Genomic DNA, 19,673 nt, shown 5'->3' on the forward strand with positions numbered 1-19,673 from the left:
TGCGGCAAACAGGGAAGCCTTGTTTTATGTATCACTCGATCGGGTAGGTGACAGGAACGGGGTTATCTGCGACCCACCCCTGTGCGCACTTGGCATGGGCATTTGCGCTAACTATATTCGGATAAATGACGAACAGTGCAAGCGACGAATCGGCTCAGGGATTTGCCCATAGTGCCGTTCCGGAAGAGGCGACTGGCCCTGCGCGGACAGTCTTCTTCATCGTTGCCGGCAGCTGCTGCGGTCTGCCGGTCTTCATTCTTTCCTCCAACGTGACTGCGGGACTCGGCTTCCGCCGCGCGCTTACAGCGTTCATCGTCGGCTCGATCATCAGCGGCGTGCTCGGCGGCCTGAGCGCGTATGCCGGCGCGCGCACGCGCATGTCGTTGCCGCTGCTCGCCCAGCGCACGTTCGGCCATTGGGGCGCGCAGGTGGTCAAGCTCGCGATCGCGCTGTCGCTGATCGGCTGGTTCGGCGTCATCGTCAGCGTACTCGGCGCGACCATGAGCACCACGGTGCAGCGCGTCTTCGCCGTCACCGTGCCGCCGGCGGCGATTTCGATTCCGCTGAGCGCTCTGGTTACCTTCGTCGTGCTCAAAGGCGTCACCGGACTGGAGCGGCTCGGCCAGGTGATCGTGCCGCTTACCGCCATCCTGCTCGCGATCGCGGCAGTGCTGACGGTCGGCAAGCTAGACGCCAACGTAAGCGGGTCGGGCAGCGGCGCGCTCGGCTTCGGCGCCGCGGTGTCGGCGATCGTCGGTTCCTACATCGTCGGCATCACCATCCAGCCCGACTACGGCCGCTTCGTGCGCCGACCACTCGGCGCGGGTTTGGCCTGCCTCATGGCGCTCGGGGTGGCCTATCCGCTCGTGCTGTTCATGTCGGCGATCCCGAGCACGGCGCTCGGTCAGCCCGATCTCATCGCCGCGTTGACTGCACTCGGCATTGGTCTGCCGGCACTCGGCTTGCTGCTGACGGGCGCTTGGATAGATTCTTCGGCCTGCATGTACTCTGGCAGTTTGTCGCTGGCGAACCTGTTTCCGCGCTGGCCGTTGAACCGCATCGTCGTCGGCGTCGGCATCTTCGGCGCGGTACTCGCGCTGTTGCATGTCGAGGACCACTTCATGCCGTTCCTCGAATTGCTCAGTATTGCGCTGCCGCCCGTCGCCGCCGTGCAATGCAGCGAGGCGATCCGGCCGACGCATCCGGTGCAGAGTACCACCGATGATCCCGCATTCCGCTGGTCGGCCATTGCTGCATGGATCGTCGGTACCGTGTTCGGGTTGGCGAGCGCGCACGCGGGAATTTCAATCACCGGCATCGCTACGCTCGATTCGATCATCGGCGCGCTGGCGGCGACCATCGTGCTGCACGGGTTCGCGACGTTTGCTGCGTCCTCGCGCGTTGCCGCGGATGCTGGCAAGCCCTGAGCGGTGTGACTGTACGCGTCCGTCGAAGCAGATCGCCTAGCACCCAATGCAAATCCTCGACGCCGCCGCTACTCGCCACCATCTCGGTTTCCCCGCACTGATCGGTGCCTTGCGCGCGATGTTCGTCGCTGGATGCGAGGTGCCGCAGCGCCACATGCATGCTATCGCCAGCGGCGATGACGGTGTGCCGAGCGGCACAGTGCTGATCATGCCGGCCTGGCGTGCCGGCCACTACTTCGGGCTGAAGACGGTAATGATTTTTCCCGGCAATGGCGCGCGGGGTTTGCCGGGTCTGCATTCGACCTATCTGCTCTACGACGCTGCGACGGGACAGCCGCTTGCGCAACTCGACGGCGATGAAATCACGTCCCGGCGCACGGCCGCGGCGTCCGCGCTTGCGGCGGACTATCTCGCCCGCCGCGATGCACGGCGTTTGCTCGTCGTTGGTGCCGGCCGCATCGCGACGCTGATTCCCGAGGCGATGTGCGCGGTGCGTCCGATCGACGAGGTCGTGGTCTGGAACCGCACGCGTGCCGGGGCCGAGCAGCTGACCGCCGCTTTGGGTGAGATGGGGATTCCTGCGCGCGTAGGCGACGACCTTGCCGCGTGTGTCGCCGAAGCGGATATCGTGAGTTGCGCGACGCTGTCGAATGTTGCGCTGATCGAAGGCCGCTGGCTGACAAACGGTACGCACCTGGATTTGATCGGCAGCTTCACGCCGGCCATGCGGGAGGCCGATGCGATGTGTTTCAAGCGCGCCCGCGTGTTCGTCGACACGGCGGAGGCACTGGTCAAGTCGGGCGACCTGCTAGGTGCAATCGCCCAAGGTGTATTCACGTCGAACGATTTGCAGGGAACGCTGGCCGACATGTGCGCCGCCCGCTGCATTGGCCGCCGCAATGACGAGGAAATTACCTTGTTCAAGGCGGTCGGCACGGCACTCGAGGACTTGGCTGCCGCGGAACTAGTCTACGGCTACCTCTTGGGGGCGGCTGGACGACCAGCTTCGAAGCCGTTGTGACGGAACAAGGACCGTCTCAAACTCCACGTGCAACACCTTGCCGGTTCTGACATGGGCGGTTATGAGATGCGTGGACGTGACTCCCGGCGGAACGTAGGGAGAACGCCAAAGGCGGTGGGATACTTCCGGGACAGCTGAGTACGAAAAAGGCCTGCTTTTGGGGGCAGGCCTTTTGTTCACAAGCTTTGTAACTGCTTGAATTTTGGTCGGGGTGACAGGATTCGAACCTGCGACTTCTACGTCCCGAACGTAGCGCTCTACCAGGCTGAGCTACACCCCGTGGGAAGCCGTGCATCTTAGTCGCGGATCGGAGGCTTGGCAACAGGTTCGACGCATCCGCCCGGCGATCGCGCTGGGGAAGGCCGGCGCCGTTCTGTTAATCTTGACGGCTGCCGCCGCGCGCCCTGCGCCGGACGGAATATTCCCATCGTCAGTAGAGGATTCCATGGCGCTTACCCCGGCCCGCACCATGCCCGGCGTGCTCGAGCTGCTGCCGCTCGACCAGATCGCGTTCCAGCGCATGCTCGACGTGATCCGCCGCAACTACGAGCGCTTCGGCTTCCTCGCGGTGGAGACGCCGGTGATCGAGTACGCCGACGTGCTGCTGACCAAGACCGGCGGCGAGACCGAGCGGCAGGTGTACTTCGTGCAGTCCACCGGCGCGCTGGAGCAGGGCGAGAAGCCGGACCTGGCGCTGCGCTTCGACCTCACCGTGCCGCTGGCGCGCTACGTGGCCGAGCACGAGCGTGACCTCAACTTCCCGTTCCGCCGTTACCAGATGCAGAAGGTGTACCGCGGCGAGCGCGCCCAGCGCGGGCGCTTCCGCGAGTTCTACCAGTGCGACATCGACGTGATCGGCAAGGACGCGCTGTCGGTGCGCTACGACGCCGAGATCCCGGCGGTGATCTACAGCGTGTTCCGTGAACTTGACATCGGCTCCTTCACCATCCAGCTCAACAACCGCAAGCTGATGCGCGGCTATTTCGAGAGCTTGGGAATCGTCGACGGCGAGCAGCAGATGCTGGTGCTGCGCGAGGTGGACAAGCTGGACAAGCGAGGCGCCGACTACGTGCGCGACACGCTGACCGGCGAGGCGTTCGGACTGAGCACCGAGGTGGCGCAGAAGATCCTCGCCTTCGTGCAGGTGCGCTCGACCTCGCTGCAGGACGCGCTGGACAAGCTCGATGCGCTGGGCCCCGGCCCGGAAGCGCTGGAGCAGGGCCGCAACGAACTAAAGGAAGTGCTGGGCCTGATCCACGCGTTCGGTGTGCCGCAGACGCATTACGTGCTGAACCTGTCGATCGCGCGCGGCCTCGACTACTACACCGGCACCGTGTACGAGACCACGCTGAACGACCACCCGCAGATCGGCTCGATCTGCTCCGGCGGCCGCTACGAGAACCTGGCCGGCCAGTACACCAAGTCGCACCTGCCCGGTGTCGGCATCTCGATCGGCCTGACCCGGCTGTACTGGCAGCTGCGCGATGCCGGCTTGATCGACACGGCCAAGAGCACCGTCGACGTGCTGGTGACCCAGATGGACGAGTCGCAGCTGCCCGCCTACCTGGCGCTGGCCGGCGAGCTGCGCGGCGCCGGCATCGCCACCGAAGTGGTGCTCGAAGGCAGCAAGCTGGGCAAGCAGTTCAAGTACGCCGACCGCGCCGGCATCCGCTTCGTGGTGGTGCTGGGCGAGGATGAACTGGCCCGTGGTGTGGTGACGGTGAAGGACCTGCGCCGCGAGGACCAGTTCGAGGTGGCGCGCGGCGAGCTGGTCAAGACGCTGCGGGTGGAGCTGGAGCAGGCTGCGGCGATGGGGTGAGACGAGGCTTTACTCCCCAAAGCCGTCCCACCTCCGTCATTCCCGCTTGACCAGCCTTTCGGCTGTTGAAAAGCGCCTCGCGGGAATGACGGCCTGAAAAAACACGGAGACATGGATGACTTCGAAACAGCCGGCCGTCTACATCATGGCCAGCGGTGAACGCGGCACGCTGTATGTCGGTGTGACTGGAAATCTCAAGCTGCGTGCATGGGAACACCGCGATGGAGTGGTTGAAGGCTTTACAAAGCGCTACGGCGTGAAGCACCTGGTGTGGTTCGAGTTCCACCTGGACTTCCCGTCGGCCATCGCACGCGAGAAGCAGCTGAAGAAGTGGAACCGGGCATGGAAGCTGGAGTTGATTGAGGGCGGGAACCCGCAATGGCGGGATCTCTGGCACGAGTTGGAGTAATCAGCAGGGAAACCCCCGACTCTCCCCATGCCGTCATTCCCGCGCAAGCGGGAATCCATTGGCGGCGCTGCAAGGTCAAAGTGGATTCCCGCTTGCGCGGGAATGACGGCAACAAGATGCGGAGCATTCGTTAAGTGAGCGAAACCATTCTTCTCGACGGCAACAGCCTGACGCGGGCGCAGCTGGTGGCGGTGGCCCGTGGCGGTGCGAGCGTGGCGCTGGACGCGAAGCAGCTGGGGCGCGTGCAGCGCGCGGCCGATTTCCTCGCCGACAAGGTCAACTGCGGCGAGCCGACCTATGGCGTCACCACCGGCTTCGGCAGCAATGCCGACAAGCTGCTGGGCGCGCACCGCGTGCGCGACGAGCTGCCGGGGAGCCAACCCGCCGAAGGCACGCTGATGGAGGAGCTGCAGCACAACCTGATCATCACCCACGCGGTATGCGTGGGCAAACCGTTCGCCGAGGATGTGGTGCGAGCGATGCTGCTGATCCGCATCAACACGCTGATGCGCGGGCACTCCGGCATCCGGGTGGGTACGCTCGAAGCGCTGGCCGCGATGCTCAACGCTGGCGTGGTGCCGGTGGTGCCGGAGAAGGGCTCGGTGGGTGCCAGTGGCGACCTGGCGCCGCTGTCGCACCTGGCGATCGTGCTGCTCGGCGGCGGCGAAGCGTTCTACCAAGGCGAGCGGATGAGCGGCGCCGAGGCGCTGAAGCACGCCGGACTTGCGCCGATCCGGTTGTCGTTCAAGGAAGGCCTGGCGCTCAACAACGGTACCGCGCAGATGCTGGCCACCGCGGCGCTGGCGCTGGATGCGCTGGAGCAACTGCTGGATACCGCCGACCTCGCCGCGGCGATGACGCTGGACGCCTTCGCCGGCCGCAGCGGCGCCCTGCGTGCAGACGTCCACGCGCTGCGCCCGCACCCCGGCCAGGTGGAAACCGCCGCGCACGTACGCGGGCTGCTGGTCGATTCCACCCTGCTCGACATTCCCTACCACCTGGTGCCGCGTTTCAAGCCATGGAGTGCCGAGGCGTGGAGCGAGCCGGACGACCAGACGCTCAGCTTCGACATCGGCTGGGACTGGGTGCCGGCCAACCAGCGCCACGGTCGCGAGGCGTTCTATCGCCGCTTCCTGCCGTTCAGGGGTGGCAAGAAGCACCAGCCGCAGGATGCCTACAGCCTGCGCTGCATGCCGCAAGTGCACGGCGCGGTGCGCGACGCCTGGGCGCAGGCATGCCGGGTGATCGACATCGAGCTGAACTCGGTCACCGACAACCCGTTGATCTTCCCGGACAACGACGGCGCGGAATTCATCGAGGAGCAGGTGATCTCGGCTGGCCACTTCCACGGCATGCCGCTGGCGCTGGCGATGAGTTACGTGAAGGCGGCCATCCCGGTGCTTGCCTCGATTTCCGAGCGCCGGCTCAACAAGCTGGTCGACCCGGCCACCAACGACGGCCTGCCGGCCTTCCTCACCGGCAACGAGGACGGCACCGATTCCGGCTTCATGATCGTGCAGTACACCGCCGCGGCGCTGGTCAACGACCTGGCCACCCGCGCGCATCCGGCCAGTGTGTACTCGGTGCCGACCAGCGCGAATGCCGAGGACCACGTCTCGATGGGCGCCAACGAGGCGCGCCACGTGCTGGACATGATGGAAGACCTCGGCCACGTGCTGGCGCTGGAGCTGTATACCGCCGCGCAGGCGCTGGACTACCGCCAGGAGATGCTGAATGCGGCGCGCCGGCTGGCGACCCGCGGCGGCTGGCAGGCGCTGGCGGCGAAGGTCGCCAACGCGCCGCGCGAAGGCCAGCCACACTACACGCAGTTCGTCGCCGAAGTGCAGCAGCTCGCCGCGGCGCTGACCGGCGCCGGCGATTTCCATGCCGGTGCCAGCGTGCGCGAGGCGCATGCGATCCTGCGCCGGGACATCGGCTTCATGCACCGCGACCGCGCAATGGACGGCGACGTGCGCACGGTCTGCGCGCTGGTGCAGCAGGGCGCGCTTCGCCCGGCAGCATGACTCATCCTTTTTGACGGAAGCCAAGACCATGAGCCTGATCCAGACCCCGGTGTCGTACGGCGAGCTGATCGACAAGATCACGATCCTGGAGATCAAGTCGCGCCGCATCAGCGACGCGTCCAAGCTGGCCAACGTGCGCAACGAGCTGGACCTGCTCAACGCGACCTGGGCCAACGACGCTGCCTCGCACACCGACATCTCCGTCGAGCGCGCCCACCTACTGGCGGTGAACGAGTTGCTGTGGGACATCGAGGACCGCATCCGCCTGAAGGAGCAGGCGCAGGCATTCGACGCCGAGTTCATCGAGCTGGCGCGTTCGGTGTATTTCCGCAACGACGAACGCGCCGCGTTCAAGCGCGAGATCAACCTGAAGCTCGGCTCGCAGCTGGTCGAGGAAAAGTCGTACCAGGATTACCGCGCAGTCTGACGAATGCGGGTAGGAGCCCGCTCGCGGGCGATGCTCTTGCCGTTGCGAATCCCGAATCCCGAATCCCGAATCCCGGCTCCAAAAGCATCGCCCGCCAGCGGGCTCCTACAGCAGCCGCATGTCGTGTGCGGCGGCCTCGTAGCGTTCGACCACGGCGGCCACCGCGATCAGATCCATCACGCCGGGCTTCTCGATCTTCGTGCCCCAGGGAATCTCGCTGGCCGGCTTGCCCAGGTACCTGCGCGCGGCCCCGTCGTATTTGTCCACGCACCAGCGGCGGTCGGAATAGGGGCCGGAACGGTTGGGGTTGCTCGCCGCATGCAGGCCGAGCACACGGGTGCCGACCGCGTTGGCCATGTGCATCGGGCCGGAGTCGGGGCTCAGCAGCAGCTGCGCGCGGGCGAGCAGGGCCAGCAGTTTTTTCAGCGTGTCCTTGCCGGTGAGGTCGAGTGGCGCCGACTTACATGCCGCCAGCACGGCGTCCGCCATCTCGCGCTCGAAGGCGGAAGGGCCGCCGACCAGCGCCACGCGCCAGCCGCGCGCGGCGGCGTGATCCATCACGGCGGCATAGCGCTCCGGCCGCCAGTTGCGCAGCGCATGACTGGAGGTGGGGCTGACCAGCAGGGTCGGCGTGTCGCCGGGCAGTTGGGCGGCGGCCCAGGCGTGCGCCTCGTCGGGGATCGGGATGCCCCAGCGCACCTGGGTCTGCTTCAGCCCCAACGGCTCGCAGAAGCTGCCGATCGCGTCCAGCACGTGCTCGCCAGTGCGCGCGGGGATGCGCTCGTTGATCACCAGGCCATGCAGGTCCTTCGCACGGGCGCGGTCGTAGCCGATGCGCCGGTCGGCCTTGATGCCAAGGCTCAGCAGGTTCGAGCGCAGCGCCACCTGCATCTGCAGCAGGGCGTCGAAACGCCGGCCGCGCACCGCTGCGTGTACCGCACGCATGCCGGCCCAGCCGGCGGCCTTGTCGAAGGTGACGAACTCCACCCCGGGCAGGTCGCCGACCAGCTTGCGTTCCAGCTTGCCGACGATCCAGGTCAGCGCGGTTTGCGGCCAGGCCTGCTGCAGGGTACGCAACAGCGGCACCACATGGGTGACGTCACCGATGGCGGAGGTGCGCAGCAGGCAGATCGAGGAAGGGCTTGTCATGGGGCTGGGTTAGAATCCGGGACAGTCACCGGGCATGATGATGCAGGAACGAACCCACACCGATGCCGAAGGCGCGATTCTGTTCGACGCCGATGCGTCGCCACAAGTCGGGCACGACTGGTTCGCACCGGATTACTGGCGCGGGCGTGGTGCGCTGCGCACGCAGCCCGGCGGTCGCGGCGGCGTGGCGATCGTGGCCACGCTGGTGGGCGAATGCGTGCTGCGGCATTATCGTCGTGGCGGCCTGGTCGCCGCGCTGATGGGCGATCGGTATCTGTGGACCGGGGCTGACCGCACGCGCCCGTTCGCGGAATTCCGCCTGCTTGCCGAGATCGCGCGGCTGGAACTGCCCGGTCCGGCGGTGGTGGCCGCCCGATATTGCCGGCACGGCATGTTCTACAGCGCCGACCTGATCACCCGCCGCATCGCCGACGCGCGGACGCTGGCCGAATGCCTGGCAGCGGGGCGGCTGGATGGCGAGCTGGCAGAGGAGGTTGGCGCGCTGGTGGCGCGTTTCCATCGTGCCGGCGTCTGGCATGCCGACCTGAACGCGCACAACGTGCTGGTGACACCGGATGGGTTGCACCTGATCGATTTCGACCGCGGCCGCATGCGCATCCCGTCGGTCGCCTGGCAAGAGGCGAACCTGCGGCGCCTGCGCCGGTCGTTGCTCAAGCTCGGCGCGGCCGCCGGCAGTGAAGCGACGTTCGAGAAGGCGATCTGGCAACCGCTGCTGTACCGCTATGGGCGGACGCTGAAGCCATGAACTGGCATTTGCATTTTCTGGGCGTGGGTGCTGCGCACGCGGTGGCGCTGGGGTCGTCGGCCGTGGTGCTGGAGCGTGCCGGGGTGCCGCTGCTGCTGGTCGACTGCGGGCCCGACACGCTCGATCGTTACCTGGCGGTGTACGACGCGCTGCCGCCGGCCGTGTTCATCACGCATACCCACATGGATCACGTGGCCGGGCTGGAGCAGTTGTTCATCCGCCTGTGGTTCGACCCGCACCTGCGCGGCACCACCCGGGTATTCGCCCACGCTACGCTGGTCCCGTGGCTGCAGGCGCGCGTGGGCGACTATCCCGGCGCGCTGGCTGAGGGCGGCGCCAACTTCTGGGAGGCGTTCCGGCTGGTGCCGTGCACCCGTGGTTTCTGGCTGGACGGCCTGTGGTTCGACGTGTTCGCCACCCGCCACCACGTGCCGGGCACTTCGTACGGCTTGGCGCTGGACGGCAGCTTCGTCTACACCGGCGACACCCGACCGATCCCCGAAGTGCTGGCCAGCCGTGCCGGTGCCGGCGAAATCATCGCCCACGACTGCGGCTTGGTCGGCAACCCCTCGCACACCGGCGTCGACGACATCGAGCGCGAGTATCCCGAAGCATTGCGCACCCGGCTGCTGCTCTACCACTACGGCAGCGCAGCCGACGGCACCGCGCTGGCTGCATTCGGCTATCGCGTCGCCAGTCCCGGTGAACGCATTGCCTTGCCCGCCCCGATGGAACCCAGGGGCGACGCCGGCTGAATCGGCGCGGGCTTGCTTGCCTGGATGGGGTCCTACCGCTATTCTTACTGACTCTTTGCAGCGCTGGATCGACGGCAAAGAGCGTTCCCTGCGGAGAGGTGTCCGAGTGGTTGAAGGAGCACGCCTGGAAAGTGTGTATACGGCTTAACCCCGTATCGCGGGTTCGACAAATTCGTCTGGAACGAATTTGGACAGCCGTCAGGCTGGCCCCTCGCGCAGCGAGGGGTGAGGCCCAGGAATGGCCGAACAATCCCGCCCGGTGCGGGGTAGTGTTGAAAGGTTTGTGTTGCGGAGAGGTGTCCGAGTGGTTGAAGGAGCACGCCTGGAAAGTGTGTATACGGCTTAACCCCGTATCGCGGGTTCGAATCCCGCCCTCTCCGCCAGTTTCTGAACAAGGTGCGACAGCGTGAAGCTGGCGCAAGAGCAAGAGCAGCAAGCGTAATCGTTTGACGTCCATGGTGGCCCCGTCGGTCCCCCCGCGACGATAGTTCGTAAACTCCGCCAGGTCCGGAAGGAAGCAACGGTAGCGAATGATTCGGGTGCCGGGGTGTGGCTGGCGGGGCCGCCGCCATTTTGAAGACATGCTTTACTGACTTACCTGCCGCGACTTGGCACAATTGACCTTCGCCCCAAGGTAGTCAGGCATGTCCTATCAGGTACTCGCCCGCAAGTGGCGCCCGCGCAAGTTCGCCGAACTGGTGGGGCAGGAACACGTGGTGCGCGCGCTGACCAATGCGCTGGACACCGGGCGCATGCACCATGCCTACCTGTTCACCGGCACCCGCGGCGTGGGCAAGACCACCATCGCGCGCATCTTCGCCAAGTCGCTGAACTGCGAGCGCGGTCAGTCGGCCGATCCCTGCGGCGAGTGCGCGGTGTGCACGGCGGTGGACGAGGGGCGCTTCGTCGACCTGCTGGAGATCGACGCGGCCAGCAACACCGGCGTGGACGACGTACGCGAGGTGATCGAGAACGCGCAGTACGCGCCGTCGCGCGGCCGCTTCAAGGTGTACCTGGTCGACGAGGTGCACATGCTGTCGAAGAACGCGTTCAACGCGTTGCTGAAGACGCTGGAGGAGCCGCCGCCGCACGTGAAATTCCTGCTCGCCACCACCGACCCGCAGAAGCTGCCGGTGACGGTGCTGTCGCGCTGCCTGAAGTTCAACCTGAAGCGGCTGCTGCCGGAGCAGATCTCCGGCCAGATGCGGCACATCCTGGGCGCCGAGAACATCAGTTACGAAGATGGCGCGATCGGCGAGCTGGCCCGCGCCGCGGACGGTTCGCTGCGCGACGGCCTGTCGCTGCTGGACCAGGCGATCGCCTACGGCGGCGGCGCGCTGCATGCCGAGGACGTGCGCAACATGCTCGGCAGCGTGGCGCGCGGGCAGGTGATCGGCGTGCTCGATGCGCTGGCCGCTGGCGACGGCGAGCGGCTGCTGGCCGAATGCACGCGGATCGCCTCGTACTCGCCGGATTTCGGTGGCGTGCTGGACGACATCGCCAGCGTGCTGCACCGACTGCAGCTGATCCAGCTGATCCCCGGTTACCGGCCGGAGGACGACAGCGACGACGACGGCGTGCTGATGGCGCTGGCCGAACGCATGACGCCGGAAGACGTGCAGTTGTATTACCAGATCGCCACCTCGGGCCGGCGCGACCTGGCACTGGCGCCGGATGCGCGCACCGGTTTCGAGATGGCGATGTTGCGCATGCTGGCGTTCCGCCCCGGCGATGGCGCACCGGTCGCACGCGCCGAGCGGGCGGCAGCGAGCGGTCAGCCCGCCGCGCCACGGCCAGCTTCGGCCGCGCCGGCACGGACGCCACCCATACCGACGCGTGCGGCGGAAGCGCCGATGCCGCGGACGCCTGCGCCAACTCCCGCGCCAGCCGTGGCTGCTCCGGTAGCGCGTGACGCCGATGGTTTGCCGGATTGGGAGTCCCTGATCGAGCGTGCCGGCCTGCGCGGCCCGTTCAGCGTGCTGGCGCAGAACGCCATCCTGCGCGAACGCGATGGCCAGACCCTGGTGCTGGCCTTGCGACCGGCGCACATGAGCATGGCGGTCGAGCCGATGGTCAGCCAGATGGAGGAGCGCATCGGCAACGCGCTTGGCGAGCGCATCAAGCTGCGCTTTGTCAGCCAGAACCAGGCAACGGGTGCGCAGACTCCGGCCGCTCGCGCCGCGCAGGCACGCGACAGCGCCCAGGCCGCCGCCGAGCAGGCGATCGAGGGCGATCCGCTGGTGCAGTCGCTGAAGCGCGAGTTCGGCGCGCGCGTGGTGCCGCAATCCATCAAACCCTATGACAACGAATTCGGAGCCAGGTGATGAGAGGACAGATCGGCCAGCTGATGCAGCAGGCGCAGCGCATGCAGGAAGACATGAAGCGCGCGCAGGAAGAAATCGCGAAACTCGAAGTCACCGGCAGCGCCGGCGGTGGGCTGGTCAGCGTGGTGATGACCGGTGCGCACGAAGTGCGCCGCGTACAGATCGACCGGCAGGCGTTCGCGGACGACCCGGAGATGGCCGAGGATCTGGTTGCCGCCGCGATCAACGACGCGGTGAACAAGGTCGCCCAGGCCAGCAAGGACAAGCTCGGCGGCGTCACCGCCGGGATGAACCTGCCGGCCGGTTTCAAGATGCCGTTTTGAGGCCGGGATTCGAGATTCGGGATTCGGGATTGGTAGAAGCGGTACGAGGCGGCACATGCATTTGATTTTTCGAATCCTGAATCCCGAATTCCGAATCCCGGACGTTCAATGAGCGGCTCCCCCCTCCTCGCTGACCTGATCGAAGCACTGCGCTGCCTGCCCGGTGTGGGCGGCAAGAGTGCGCAGCGGATGGCCTTCCATCTGCTGGAGCGCGAGCGCGAACGCGGCCTGAAGCTGGCGGCGGTGATGGAGCAGGCGATGCGGCGCATCGGCCATTGCGAGCGCTGCCGCAACTTCAGTGAGGAACCGTTGTGCGCGCTGTGCGCCAGCAGCACCCGCGACCGCCAGGTGCTGTGCGTGGTGGAGTCGCCCACCGATCTGGCGGCGATCGAACAGGCCACCGGTTACCGCGGCCAGTATTTCGTGCTGATGGGACGGCTGTCGCCGCTGGACGGGCTGGGGCCGGAAGAACTGGGGCTGGCGCAACTGGTCCAGCGCCTGGGCGAGGGCGAGATCGAGGAACTGATCATCGCCACCAACCCCACCGTCGAGGGCGAAGCCACCGCGCACTACCTGGCCCAGCTGGCCCGCGCCGGCGGCGTGCGGCCGACCCGGCTGGCGCACGGCGTGCCGCTGGGCGGCGAACTGGAATACGTCGACCGCAACACGCTGGCGCATGCGTTCGGCGGCCGGCAACTGCTCGACTGATTACCGCAGGGGAATGATTATGACCGACACGATTTTCAGCAAGATTGTCCGCCGCGAGATTCCGGCCGACATCGTCTACGAGGACGACGAGGTGCTCGCATTCCGCGACCTGAATCCGCAGGCGCCGGTGCATGTACTGTTCATTCCGAAGCGGCCGTTGGCCACGCTCAACGATGCGACAGCGGGCGACGCCGAGTTGCTCGGCAAGTTGCTGCTGGCCACGGCGGCGTACGCGAAGCAGGAGGGTTTTGCCGAGCAGGGCTACCGCACGGTGATCAACGCCAACGAGGATGGCGGGCAGACCGTGTATCACCTGCACGTGCACCTGCTGGCGGGGCGCCGCATGCACTGGCCGCCGGGCTGAGCATGGCGGCGCCGCATCCTGCACATGAGAACGCCGGCTCGAAGCCGGCGTTCTCATGTGCGCTTACGGTTTCGGTGCGGGCGGCGGGGGTGGCGGCCGCACCACGATGATCTGGCGGGGATAGTAACCGCCGTAGTAGGGATAACCGCCCCAGTACGGGCCGAAGCCTGGACCCCAGAACGGGTCGTAGAAGCTCGCCGGATAGTTCACCACGACCGGGCGCTTCGGCCACAGGTAGACCACGTCGGCCTCGACGCGCGGGTAGGCGTAGTCGAACTCGCCCACCTTCTGCGACACCGTGCCGTGCAGCGTGCCGGTGACGGTCAGCTCGCGCCCGCGGACGAACACTTCCGGGTCGTAGAAGCCGTCGCGGCAGGCGACGAAGCGGCCCTGGTTCTCGCCGCTGTTGCCGGTTTTCGGACGCGCTTCGCTGTCCAGCGGACGCGACAGCAGGTAGAAGCAGGTCTGCTGCGGGCCCGGTTCGGTCTTGATGATCTCGCCGCCCCAGCGCACGCGCGTGCCGCCGGCGCCACCCTGCTGGGCGCTGGCGGTGGAAATGTCGGTATAAGTGCCTTCCAGCGGCTTCGGAATCGTCGCGCAGCCGGCCAGCAGGGCGAGCGCAGCGGCGAGGGTCAACGGGCGGTACAGGGACATGGGGATCTCTCCATCCAGGGGCGACGGCCTGCGCCGTCGTGTCGGCTCCTATTTGACCACGTCGACGATACGGAAATCCCGCACGGCGTGCTGGAACGCGCGCAATGGTTCAGTCGGTGGTTCGTCGTGGGCATAACGCAGTTCCAGGTAACTCCTCATCAGGCTTGCCAGTTCCTCGCGCTGGCCGGGCAGCGCCCGGGCGGCGCGGCTCAGGTAATGCTGCGGGCCTTCGGCCGGGCGACGCGCGATACCATGGCGCGCGAGCTTCCGCTCCAGCTCGCGCAGCGCGTCGCGCAATGGGTCGCGCGGCTGCCGCCGCAGCAAGGCCCACGCCAGCCCGATCGCGATGAACAGCACCCCGCCGATCGCCAGCAATACGCCCAGCGTCGCCGTGTCGGCGTCGCGGATGCCGAACGGCGTCAGCAGGCCGCGCTGGCGCAGCGCGTCAAAACCGATAACGCCCTGGTCCCACCAGCGGTTGACGATGTCCCAGCGATTGCGCAGGCCCTGCAGCCAGTCGTGGCGATACCAGGCCAACTGGCCGCCGGCGGCGGCCGCCGCGCCCAGCGAGACCCGCTCCGGGCGCACCGCGCCGGTGGGATCCACGCGCACCCAGCCGCGCCCGGCCAGCCATACCTCGCTCCAGGCGTGTGCGTCGGAATAGCGCACCAGCAGGTAGTCGCCGAGCTTGTTCCAGTAGCCGCCCTGGTAGCCGGTGACCACCCGCGCCGGGATGCCGGCGGCGCGCATCAGCACGGTGAACGCCGACGAGTAGTGTTCGCAGAAACCCTCGTGGGTGTCGAACAGAAAGTCGTCCACCGAGTCGCGTCCCAGCGGCGCCGGGGCCAGCGTGTAGCGGAAGCCGCCATCGTGGAACAGCGCCAGCGCGGCCTGCACGATGGCCGCATCGTCGCTGCCGTAGCGCTGCCGCCACTGCGCGGCCAGCGCGTGCGTGCGCGGGTTGAAATCCGCCGGCAGGCTCAGGCCGAGGCGGCGCGAGCGCTCGTCCAGCTCAGGCTGCAGCCGGTAGCGCAGTGCCGACCGTCCGACGTAGTCGAGCGGGTCGTTGACAGGCTTGTCGGCCATCACTTCGCGGTCGGCCTGCAGGGTGGCCTGCGCCGGCGCCTGCAGCGGCACGTCGAGCATCGGCAGCATGCGGCGCCAGGTCGGCTGCAGGCTGATCCGGTAGGGGACCGAACTGGCGACCTCGAGCGGCGCCGGTTGCCGCGGCGGCGCGTAGCGCGGGTCGAGGCGGCGCCAGCTGCGGCCGTCGAAATGCCACATCACGTAGGCGCGGAAGTAGCGCTGGTCCGGTGCGGGCGGCGCGCCATCGAAGCTGACCCGCATCGCGGGGTGGTCGTCGGTGAGCAGGTCGGTGAAGTTGCCCGGCGTCATGCTGTCGCTGAGGCCGGTGCGCGCCTGGTCCTGCGCGGGCGCGCCCCACAGCGGCGAGCTCAGCCGCGGCACCAGCAGGAAGGCCAGCAGGGCCAGCGGTAGCGCCGCCGCAGTCAGCGCCAGCGCCGGCAGCAGTGCCCGCGGCAGGCTGGGCGCCGGCAGTTGCCCGGGTTCCAGCGCGCCCAGGGTGGCCAGTGCCGGCAGCAGACTCAGCGCGACCACCACGGTGGTGACCAGACCCTGGTCGAACAGCAGCGCGACCATCAGGGCGAAGCAGGCGAAGCTGATGCCCACGCGCACGTCGCGTGCGACCTCGGTTTCCAGCAGCTTGAGGATCAGCAGGCCGACCGCCAGCGCCGCGCCCGGCGCGCGGCCGAAAATGTTGCCGTACTGCACGATCACCGCCAGCGTCAGCAGGGCCAGCAGGGGCAGCTTGAGCCAGCGCGGTACCCGGCCGGCGTGGCGCCGCCGCTGCCACCAGCGCCAACCGAGAATCAGCGCCAGCGCGATGGCGAGCCACCACGGCAGGTGCGGCGCGTGCAGCCCGAGCACCAGTGCCATGGTCAGGCTGAGCAGGTCGAACGCACGGGTGTCGATCGGCCGCTCGCTTGGCGGTCGGGGCCGGCGCGGCGTCATGGCAACTGCGCCAGCGCGTTCATGCAGCGCGCGTAGTGCAGCGGGCCGCTGCCGCCGGGGATCTCGTTGCCGGGCAGCCACAGGCTGTAGTGGCGACGCTGGGCCTGGGCCTCGTTCAGCCAGCGCGCCAGCCGGGCGATGCGCGCCTCATTGTCCAGCCCGCCCAGCTGGCGCCAGTCCAGCTGCCATTGCGGGTGGCTTTGCGGCTGCTCGAAGTCCTTCACCAGCAGGTTTTCGTGGCGGGCGCTGGCCTTCCAGGCGATGTGCCGCTGCGGGTCGCCGGCGCGGTAGTCGCGTAGCGCGGCCAGTTCGTCGCCGCGATGCAGGCGCATATGACGGGCGTCGTCGGCGCGGGCCTGTGGCGGCGGCCCGGCCGCTTCCGCGCACGGCCAGACCAGCACGGATTGCTCGGGGTGCAACCAACTCCAGGCGCGGAACAGGCCCAGCGGCCAGCTGCTCCACACGCGCAGCCGCGGCAGCGGCTGCCAGCCGCGCCGTTCGGTGGGCAGGGCCAGTTTCACCAGGGCGCTGGCATGGCCGTCGAGCGCAAAGGCGATGGTGCTGGCACCGAGATCGACGCGGATGGCGTTGCGTGGTCGGCGGGAGTCGAACGCGAGGGTGAGCTCGAGTGGCTGGCCGGCGGCCGCGTGGCCGGCGCGGATGTGGCCCAGGCGCAGGCCGTCGAGGCTGCGGAACGCCACCAGCATGCTGGCGGCGCTGGCCGCGCCGAGCAGGCAGGTGAGCAGCAGGCCGGCGTTGTTCGAGTAGTTCAGCGCACCGACCAGCATCACCAGCAGCAGCACGGAAAAGCCGAGACCGAAGCCGGTCGGCACGATATAGATACGCCGCCGGTGCAGTTCGATCGGCAGGCTCTCGGGGCGACGGTAGCGGGTGAGCGCGGGCAGCCGGCGCTCGGCCCGTCGCTGCAGCTGCTGCAGCAGGTCGCGCATCAATCCACCGCCACCTCGGCCAGCAGCAGGCCGGTGAAGATCGGGCCGGGGTGGAAGCGGAACTGGCCGGTTTCGCGTTCGTACACACTGACCCCGATGATGTCCGACGGCAGCAGGTCGCTGGTGAACTGCACACGCTGGAATTCCAGCGCGAAGGTGGCCGCCAGCGCGTGCGCCAGGGTGGTCTTGCCCACGCCGGGCACGTCCTCCAGCAGCAGGTGGCCGCCGGCAATCAGGCAGGTGAAGGCGAGTTTCACCTGGCGCGGCTTACCCAGCAGCACGCGGTTGACCTGGGCCATTGCGGCGTCCAGTCGCTGCTGCAGCGGTTCGTCGTGGGGCTGGGTCAGTGCGGACATGAAGCTCCGTTCCTCAAGCATGGGCAGGTGGCTGGAGGCAGTGTAGCCGCCGCTTCAGGGCAGCTCGACGCCAGCCTCGCGCAGCAGCCGCGCCAACGCGATCAGCGGCAGGCCGATCAGTGCGCTGGGGTCGCAGTTGTCGATCGCCTCGAACAGGCTGATGCCGAGGCCTTCGCATTTGAAGCTGCCGGCGCAGTCCAGCGGCTGTTCGCGTTCGACGTAGCGGGCGATCTCCGCCGCGTCCAGTTCGCGGAAACGCACGCGGGTATGGTCGACGTGGGTATGCCGGCGGCCATTGCGGGTGTCGAGCAGGCACAGCGCGGTGTGGAAATGCACTTCGCGGCCGGAGCTGGCAGCGAGCTGGGCGCGGGCGCGTTCGGCGTTGCCGGGCTTGTCGAGGATCAGCCCGTCGAGTTCGGCGACCTGGTCGGAGCCGATCACCAGCGCGCCGGGATGTTCCCGCGCCACCGCTTCGGCCTTGGCGATCGCCAGGCGCAGGGCGCGTGCGGCGGGAGGCTCGTCCGGCTGCGGGGTTTCGTCGGTGCCGGGCGCGGCCTGCTCAAAATCCGGGAGCAGCCGGCGCAGCAGTTCGGCGCGGTAGCGCGAGGTCGAACCCAGCACGATGCATGGTATCTGCAGCGCGCTCATGTGTCCGATTCGCGCCGGATGTGTTCGCGCATCGCGCTGTTGAGATCGGTCTGGGCCTGATCGAGGGCCTTCAGCAATGGCTGCAGGCGGTCGCGAGTACCGCGCATCGAGGCGGCGGCTTCGTCCAGTTCATGCTGGCTGGCGCGCGGCGAGCGGTCGCGGATCCACAGGCGCTGCTGCAGCAGCGCGCGCAGGCCGGCGTCGATCGCGTGCTGCGCGTCCTGTTCGCTGGCGGCCGGCAGGTCGGGATTGAGCGACATCACCGCATGCGCCTGCTGCAGGCCGCTGCGACAGGTTTTCAGGTCGGTTTCCAGCCGGTCGGCCAGGTCGAGCAGGGTCTTGAGGCTGCTGCCGCGCCTTGTCTGGCGCCGGCGCAGCAGCATGGCGGCGGCCACCAGGACAATCAGCAGCGCCAGCAGCACGACGGCACCGAGCGTCAGATAGGAATTCAAGGGCGGGGGCTCGGGCAACGGGATGTTCAGTCTGCCCCATCGGAGCCGGATCAGGCAAAATGGGCGGCCGGCGGGTGGGGCGGTGCCGTTCCGCCGCCGCGTCGGTTGACTTCGCGCCGTGTCGAACCTAACATTCCGCGACTATGTCCGTGACACTGCCAGAGTCCGTGGACGCTTGGCGCATGGTCTCGGCGCGGCGTTCGTTCGAGGGAACGCTACCCATCGCGGCCCTGTCCCGCCTGTGTGGAGTATTGGCGGACACCGATGGACAGCTGCAGTACGGGCTGGATTTCGGCCGTGACGAGCTGGGCATTAGCTATGTCGACGTTCGCGTGCGGGCTTCGCTGGCGCTCGTATGCCAGCGCACGCTGGAGCCGTTCAAGCTGCCGGTGGCGGTGGATACCCGGCTTGGCCTGATCCGGCAGGAGCGCGACGAGGCTGGTTTGCCGCCGGATTGCGAGCCGCTGCTGGTGGCCGAGGATGGCCGCTTGAACCCGGCGGATGTGATTGAAGACGAATTGCTGTTGGCGCTGCCGCTGGTTCCGGTCAACCCGGACAGCAGCCTGCCCGACGAAGTGACAGGCCATGAACCGGACCGTTCCGGCGAGGGGCATTCCGAAAGTCCGTTCGCGGTGTTGCGCGAACTGAAGAAGTAACCGCTGGTCCGGATCACCCGATCCGGGCCATGACGCAACAGATCACCTTAGTTTCAACCATCGAGTTTCAGCTGGAGAACCATCATGGCCGTTGCCAAGAGCCGCCGTACCCCGTCCACCCGCGGCATGCGTCGTGCGCACGACGCGCTGAAGACCGTGCAGCTGTCCACCGACCCGACCAGCGGCGAGGTGCATCAGCGCCACCACGTCACCAAGGACGGCTACTACCGCGGCAAGAAAGTGATCGAGACCAAGGGCGCGGTGTCGGTCGAGGATTGATCGGCTTCGCGGAGCCCCGCGGGGTTCCCGGATTCCGGTCAGGCGAGACGGCGCGGCAACGCGCCGTTTTGCGTTGACGGACACCACGAATGACGCAGGGGACGGTTGCGCTGGCGCCGTTCAAGGCGTTC

Annotated in this window: 20 protein-coding genes, 3 tRNA genes, 1 other RNA gene and 1 pseudogene; 17 read left to right on the forward strand and 8 right to left on the reverse strand. The window is 67.6% G+C overall.

All coding sequences use genetic code 11. The annotated features are described in order from the left end of the window. Positions 1 to 125: 125 nt before the first annotated feature. Complete coding sequence (locus tag LRK53_RS08750; RefSeq protein ID WP_081666579.1) at positions 126 to 1,427, forward strand: purine-cytosine permease family protein; 1,302 nt, start codon at positions 126 to 128, stop codon at positions 1,425 to 1,427. A 46-nt stretch (positions 1,428 to 1,473) separates the two neighbouring features. Further along, positions 1,474 to 2,448, forward strand: coding sequence for a bifunctional Delta(1)-pyrroline-2-carboxylate/Delta(1)-piperideine-2-carboxylate reductase (lhpI, locus tag LRK53_RS08755; RefSeq protein WP_027492147.1), 975 nt, complete (start codon positions 1,474 to 1,476; stop codon positions 2,446 to 2,448). A 203-nt stretch (positions 2,449 to 2,651) separates the two neighbouring features. On the opposite strand, the gene LRK53_RS08760 is transcribed toward lhpI, so the two are convergent. Then, positions 2,652 to 2,728, reverse strand: a tRNA-Pro gene (locus tag LRK53_RS08760). Positions 2,729 to 2,893: 165 nt separating this feature from the next. Between LRK53_RS08760 and hisS the strand changes: the two genes are divergently transcribed. The 4 genes from hisS (at position 2,894) to LRK53_RS08780 (ending at position 7,127) form a co-directional block, all read left to right on the forward strand. Continuing rightward, entirely contained in the window at positions 2,894 to 4,267 is a 1,374-nt protein-coding gene (gene hisS / locus LRK53_RS08765; protein ID WP_027492148.1) for a histidine--tRNA ligase, read from the forward strand. Between the two features lie 115 nt (positions 4,268 to 4,382). Next, on the forward strand, positions 4,383 to 4,676 hold the full coding sequence (locus LRK53_RS08770; RefSeq protein WP_027492149.1) for a GIY-YIG nuclease family protein: 294 nt from the start codon (positions 4,383 to 4,385) through the stop codon (positions 4,674 to 4,676). 134 nt (positions 4,677 to 4,810) lie between these two features. Next, positions 4,811 to 6,700, forward strand: a complete 1,890-nt coding sequence (locus LRK53_RS08775) for an HAL/PAL/TAL family ammonia-lyase (protein ID WP_235642638.1) — start codon at positions 4,811 to 4,813, stop codon at positions 6,698 to 6,700. Between the two features lie 28 nt (positions 6,701 to 6,728). Continuing rightward, positions 6,729 to 7,127 carry a DUF6165 family protein gene (locus LRK53_RS08780; protein ID WP_027492150.1) on the forward strand — a complete coding sequence of 133 codons (399 nt, stop codon included), beginning with the start codon at positions 6,729 to 6,731 and terminating at the stop codon, positions 7,125 to 7,127. A gap of 105 nt (positions 7,128 to 7,232) precedes the next feature. Here the strand turns inward: LRK53_RS08780 and LRK53_RS08785 are convergent, their stop codons facing one another. Beyond that, a complete protein-coding gene (locus LRK53_RS08785) occupies positions 7,233 to 8,276 on the reverse strand; it encodes a glycosyltransferase family 9 protein (protein ID WP_027492151.1) in 1,044 nt (347 codons plus the stop codon). 34 nt (positions 8,277 to 8,310) lie between these two features. On the opposite strand from LRK53_RS08785, the gene LRK53_RS08790 reads away from it, so the two are divergent. The 9 genes from LRK53_RS08790 to LRK53_RS08830 all read left to right on the forward strand — a co-directional run bounded on the left by LRK53_RS08790 (position 8,311) and on the right by LRK53_RS08830 (position 13,516). Next, entirely contained in the window at positions 8,311 to 9,042 is a 732-nt protein-coding gene (locus LRK53_RS08790) for a 3-deoxy-D-manno-octulosonic acid kinase (protein ID WP_027492152.1), read from the forward strand. Further along, entirely contained in the window at positions 9,039 to 9,797 is a 759-nt protein-coding gene (locus LRK53_RS08795; protein WP_027492153.1) for an MBL fold metallo-hydrolase, read from the forward strand. Before LRK53_RS08790 ends, LRK53_RS08795 begins: the two co-directional genes overlap by 4 nt. Before the next feature lie 95 nt (positions 9,798 to 9,892). Continuing rightward, positions 9,893 to 10,004, forward strand: a tRNA-Ser gene (locus LRK53_RS08800). 83 nt (positions 10,005 to 10,087) lie between these two features. After that, positions 10,088 to 10,180, forward strand: a tRNA-Ser gene (locus LRK53_RS08805). Between the two features lie 82 nt (positions 10,181 to 10,262). Next, positions 10,263 to 10,359: signal recognition particle sRNA small type (gene ffs, locus LRK53_RS08810), an RNA gene on the forward strand. Between the two features lie 82 nt (positions 10,360 to 10,441). Beyond that, complete coding sequence (gene dnaX, locus LRK53_RS08815; protein ID WP_027492154.1) at positions 10,442 to 12,121, forward strand: DNA polymerase III subunit gamma/tau; 1,680 nt, start codon at positions 10,442 to 10,444, stop codon at positions 12,119 to 12,121. Next, complete coding sequence (locus tag LRK53_RS08820) at positions 12,121 to 12,444, forward strand: YbaB/EbfC family nucleoid-associated protein (RefSeq protein ID WP_027492155.1); 324 nt, start codon at positions 12,121 to 12,123, stop codon at positions 12,442 to 12,444. The genes dnaX and LRK53_RS08820 overlap by 1 nt, the downstream gene beginning before the upstream one ends. A 108-nt stretch (positions 12,445 to 12,552) precedes the next feature. Beyond that, complete coding sequence (recR, locus tag LRK53_RS08825) at positions 12,553 to 13,152, forward strand: recombination mediator RecR (RefSeq protein WP_027492156.1); 600 nt, start codon at positions 12,553 to 12,555, stop codon at positions 13,150 to 13,152. 19 nt (positions 13,153 to 13,171) lie between these two features. Further along, positions 13,172 to 13,516, forward strand: coding sequence for a histidine triad nucleotide-binding protein (locus LRK53_RS08830; RefSeq protein ID WP_027492157.1), 345 nt, complete (start codon positions 13,172 to 13,174; stop codon positions 13,514 to 13,516). Between the two features lie 63 nt (positions 13,517 to 13,579). Here LRK53_RS08830 and LRK53_RS08835 read toward each other — a convergent pair whose 3' ends face one another. The 6 genes and pseudogenes from LRK53_RS08835 to LRK53_RS08860 all read right to left on the reverse strand — a co-directional run bounded on the left by LRK53_RS08835 (position 13,580) and on the right by LRK53_RS08860 (position 18,607). Beyond that, complete coding sequence (locus LRK53_RS08835; protein WP_027492158.1) at positions 13,580 to 14,170, reverse strand: Slp family lipoprotein; 591 nt, start codon at positions 14,168 to 14,170, stop codon at positions 13,580 to 13,582. 48 nt (positions 14,171 to 14,218) lie between these two features. Further along, positions 14,219 to 16,201 (reverse strand): transglutaminase TgpA family protein, encoded by a 1,983-nt coding sequence (locus LRK53_RS08840; RefSeq protein WP_027492159.1) that lies wholly within the window; start codon positions 16,199 to 16,201, stop codon positions 14,219 to 14,221. Next, positions 16,198 to 17,151: a DUF58 domain-containing protein gene (locus tag LRK53_RS08845; RefSeq protein ID WP_027492160.1), complete on the reverse strand. Its 954-nt coding sequence runs from the start codon at positions 17,149 to 17,151 to the stop codon at positions 16,198 to 16,200. The genes LRK53_RS08840 and LRK53_RS08845 overlap by 4 nt, the downstream gene beginning before the upstream one ends. Positions 17,152 to 17,165: 14 nt before the next feature. Beyond that, positions 17,166 to 17,507: pseudogene (locus tag LRK53_RS08850) on the reverse strand (AAA family ATPase); the annotation flags it as partial. Between the two features lie 54 nt (positions 17,508 to 17,561). Continuing rightward, the gene (locus LRK53_RS08855; RefSeq protein WP_027492161.1) at positions 17,562 to 18,155 is read right to left on the reverse strand and encodes a Maf family protein; all 594 of its coding nucleotides are present in this window, start codon (positions 18,153 to 18,155) and stop codon (positions 17,562 to 17,564) included. After that, positions 18,152 to 18,607, reverse strand: coding sequence for a hypothetical protein (locus tag LRK53_RS08860; protein WP_027492162.1), 456 nt, complete (start codon positions 18,605 to 18,607; stop codon positions 18,152 to 18,154). Before LRK53_RS08860 ends, LRK53_RS08855 begins: the two co-directional genes overlap by 4 nt. 182 nt (positions 18,608 to 18,789) lie before the next feature. On the opposite strand from LRK53_RS08860, the gene LRK53_RS08865 reads away from it, so the two are divergent. Both LRK53_RS08865 and rpmF read left to right on the forward strand, forming a co-directional pair. After that, positions 18,790 to 19,263 carry a YceD family protein gene (locus LRK53_RS08865; RefSeq protein WP_027492163.1) on the forward strand — a complete coding sequence of 158 codons (474 nt, stop codon included), beginning with the start codon at positions 18,790 to 18,792 and terminating at the stop codon, positions 19,261 to 19,263. Positions 19,264 to 19,347: 84 nt separating this feature from the next. Beyond that, entirely contained in the window at positions 19,348 to 19,542 is a 195-nt protein-coding gene (gene rpmF, locus LRK53_RS08870) for a 50S ribosomal protein L32 (protein WP_007513171.1), read from the forward strand. Positions 19,543 to 19,673: the final 131 nt, after the last annotated feature.

This window comes from Rhodanobacter thiooxydans, assembly GCF_021545845.1.
Lineage (GTDB): Bacteria > Pseudomonadota > Gammaproteobacteria > Xanthomonadales > Rhodanobacteraceae > Rhodanobacter.

Bases quoted from the DNA above. Each gene is read 5' to 3' on its own strand.
- LRK53_RS08820 (WP_027492155.1), top strand. From the start codon at position 12,121: ATGAGAGGACAGATCGGCCAGCTGATGCAGCAGGCGCAGCGCATGCAG.
- LRK53_RS08750 (WP_081666579.1), top strand. From the start codon at position 126: ATGACGAACAGTGCAAGCGACGAATCGGCTCAGGGATTTGCCCATAGT.
- LRK53_RS08780 (WP_027492150.1), top strand. From the start codon at position 6,729: ATGAGCCTGATCCAGACCCCGGTGTCGTACGGCGAGCTGATCGACAAG.
- LRK53_RS08865 (WP_027492163.1), top strand. From the start codon at position 18,790: ATGGTCTCGGCGCGGCGTTCGTTCGAGGGAACGCTACCCATCGCGGCC.
- LRK53_RS08855 (WP_027492161.1), bottom strand. From the start codon at position 18,155: ATGAGCGCGCTGCAGATACCATGCATCGTGCTGGGTTCGACCTCGCGC.
- hisS (WP_027492148.1), top strand. From the start codon at position 2,894: ATGGCGCTTACCCCGGCCCGCACCATGCCCGGCGTGCTCGAGCTGCTG.
- LRK53_RS08785 (WP_027492151.1), bottom strand. From the start codon at position 8,276: ATGACAAGCCCTTCCTCGATCTGCCTGCTGCGCACCTCCGCCATCGGT.
- recR (WP_027492156.1), top strand. From the start codon at position 12,553: ATGAGCGGCTCCCCCCTCCTCGCTGACCTGATCGAAGCACTGCGCTGC.
- lhpI (WP_027492147.1), top strand. From the start codon at position 1,474: ATGCAAATCCTCGACGCCGCCGCTACTCGCCACCATCTCGGTTTCCCC.
- LRK53_RS08840 (WP_027492159.1), bottom strand. From the start codon at position 16,201: ATGACGCCGCGCCGGCCCCGACCGCCAAGCGAGCGGCCGATCGACACC.
- LRK53_RS08830 (WP_027492157.1), top strand. From the start codon at position 13,172: ATGACCGACACGATTTTCAGCAAGATTGTCCGCCGCGAGATTCCGGCC.
- LRK53_RS08770 (WP_027492149.1), top strand. From the start codon at position 4,383: ATGACTTCGAAACAGCCGGCCGTCTACATCATGGCCAGCGGTGAACGC.
- LRK53_RS08795 (WP_027492153.1), top strand. From the start codon at position 9,039: ATGAACTGGCATTTGCATTTTCTGGGCGTGGGTGCTGCGCACGCGGTG.
- LRK53_RS08790 (WP_027492152.1), top strand. From the start codon at position 8,311: ATGATGATGCAGGAACGAACCCACACCGATGCCGAAGGCGCGATTCTG.
- LRK53_RS08845 (WP_027492160.1), bottom strand. From the start codon at position 17,151: ATGCGCGACCTGCTGCAGCAGCTGCAGCGACGGGCCGAGCGCCGGCTG.
- dnaX (WP_027492154.1), top strand. From the start codon at position 10,442: ATGTCCTATCAGGTACTCGCCCGCAAGTGGCGCCCGCGCAAGTTCGCC.
- LRK53_RS08835 (WP_027492158.1), bottom strand. From the start codon at position 14,170: ATGTCCCTGTACCGCCCGTTGACCCTCGCCGCTGCGCTCGCCCTGCTG.
- rpmF (WP_007513171.1), top strand. From the start codon at position 19,348: ATGGCCGTTGCCAAGAGCCGCCGTACCCCGTCCACCCGCGGCATGCGT.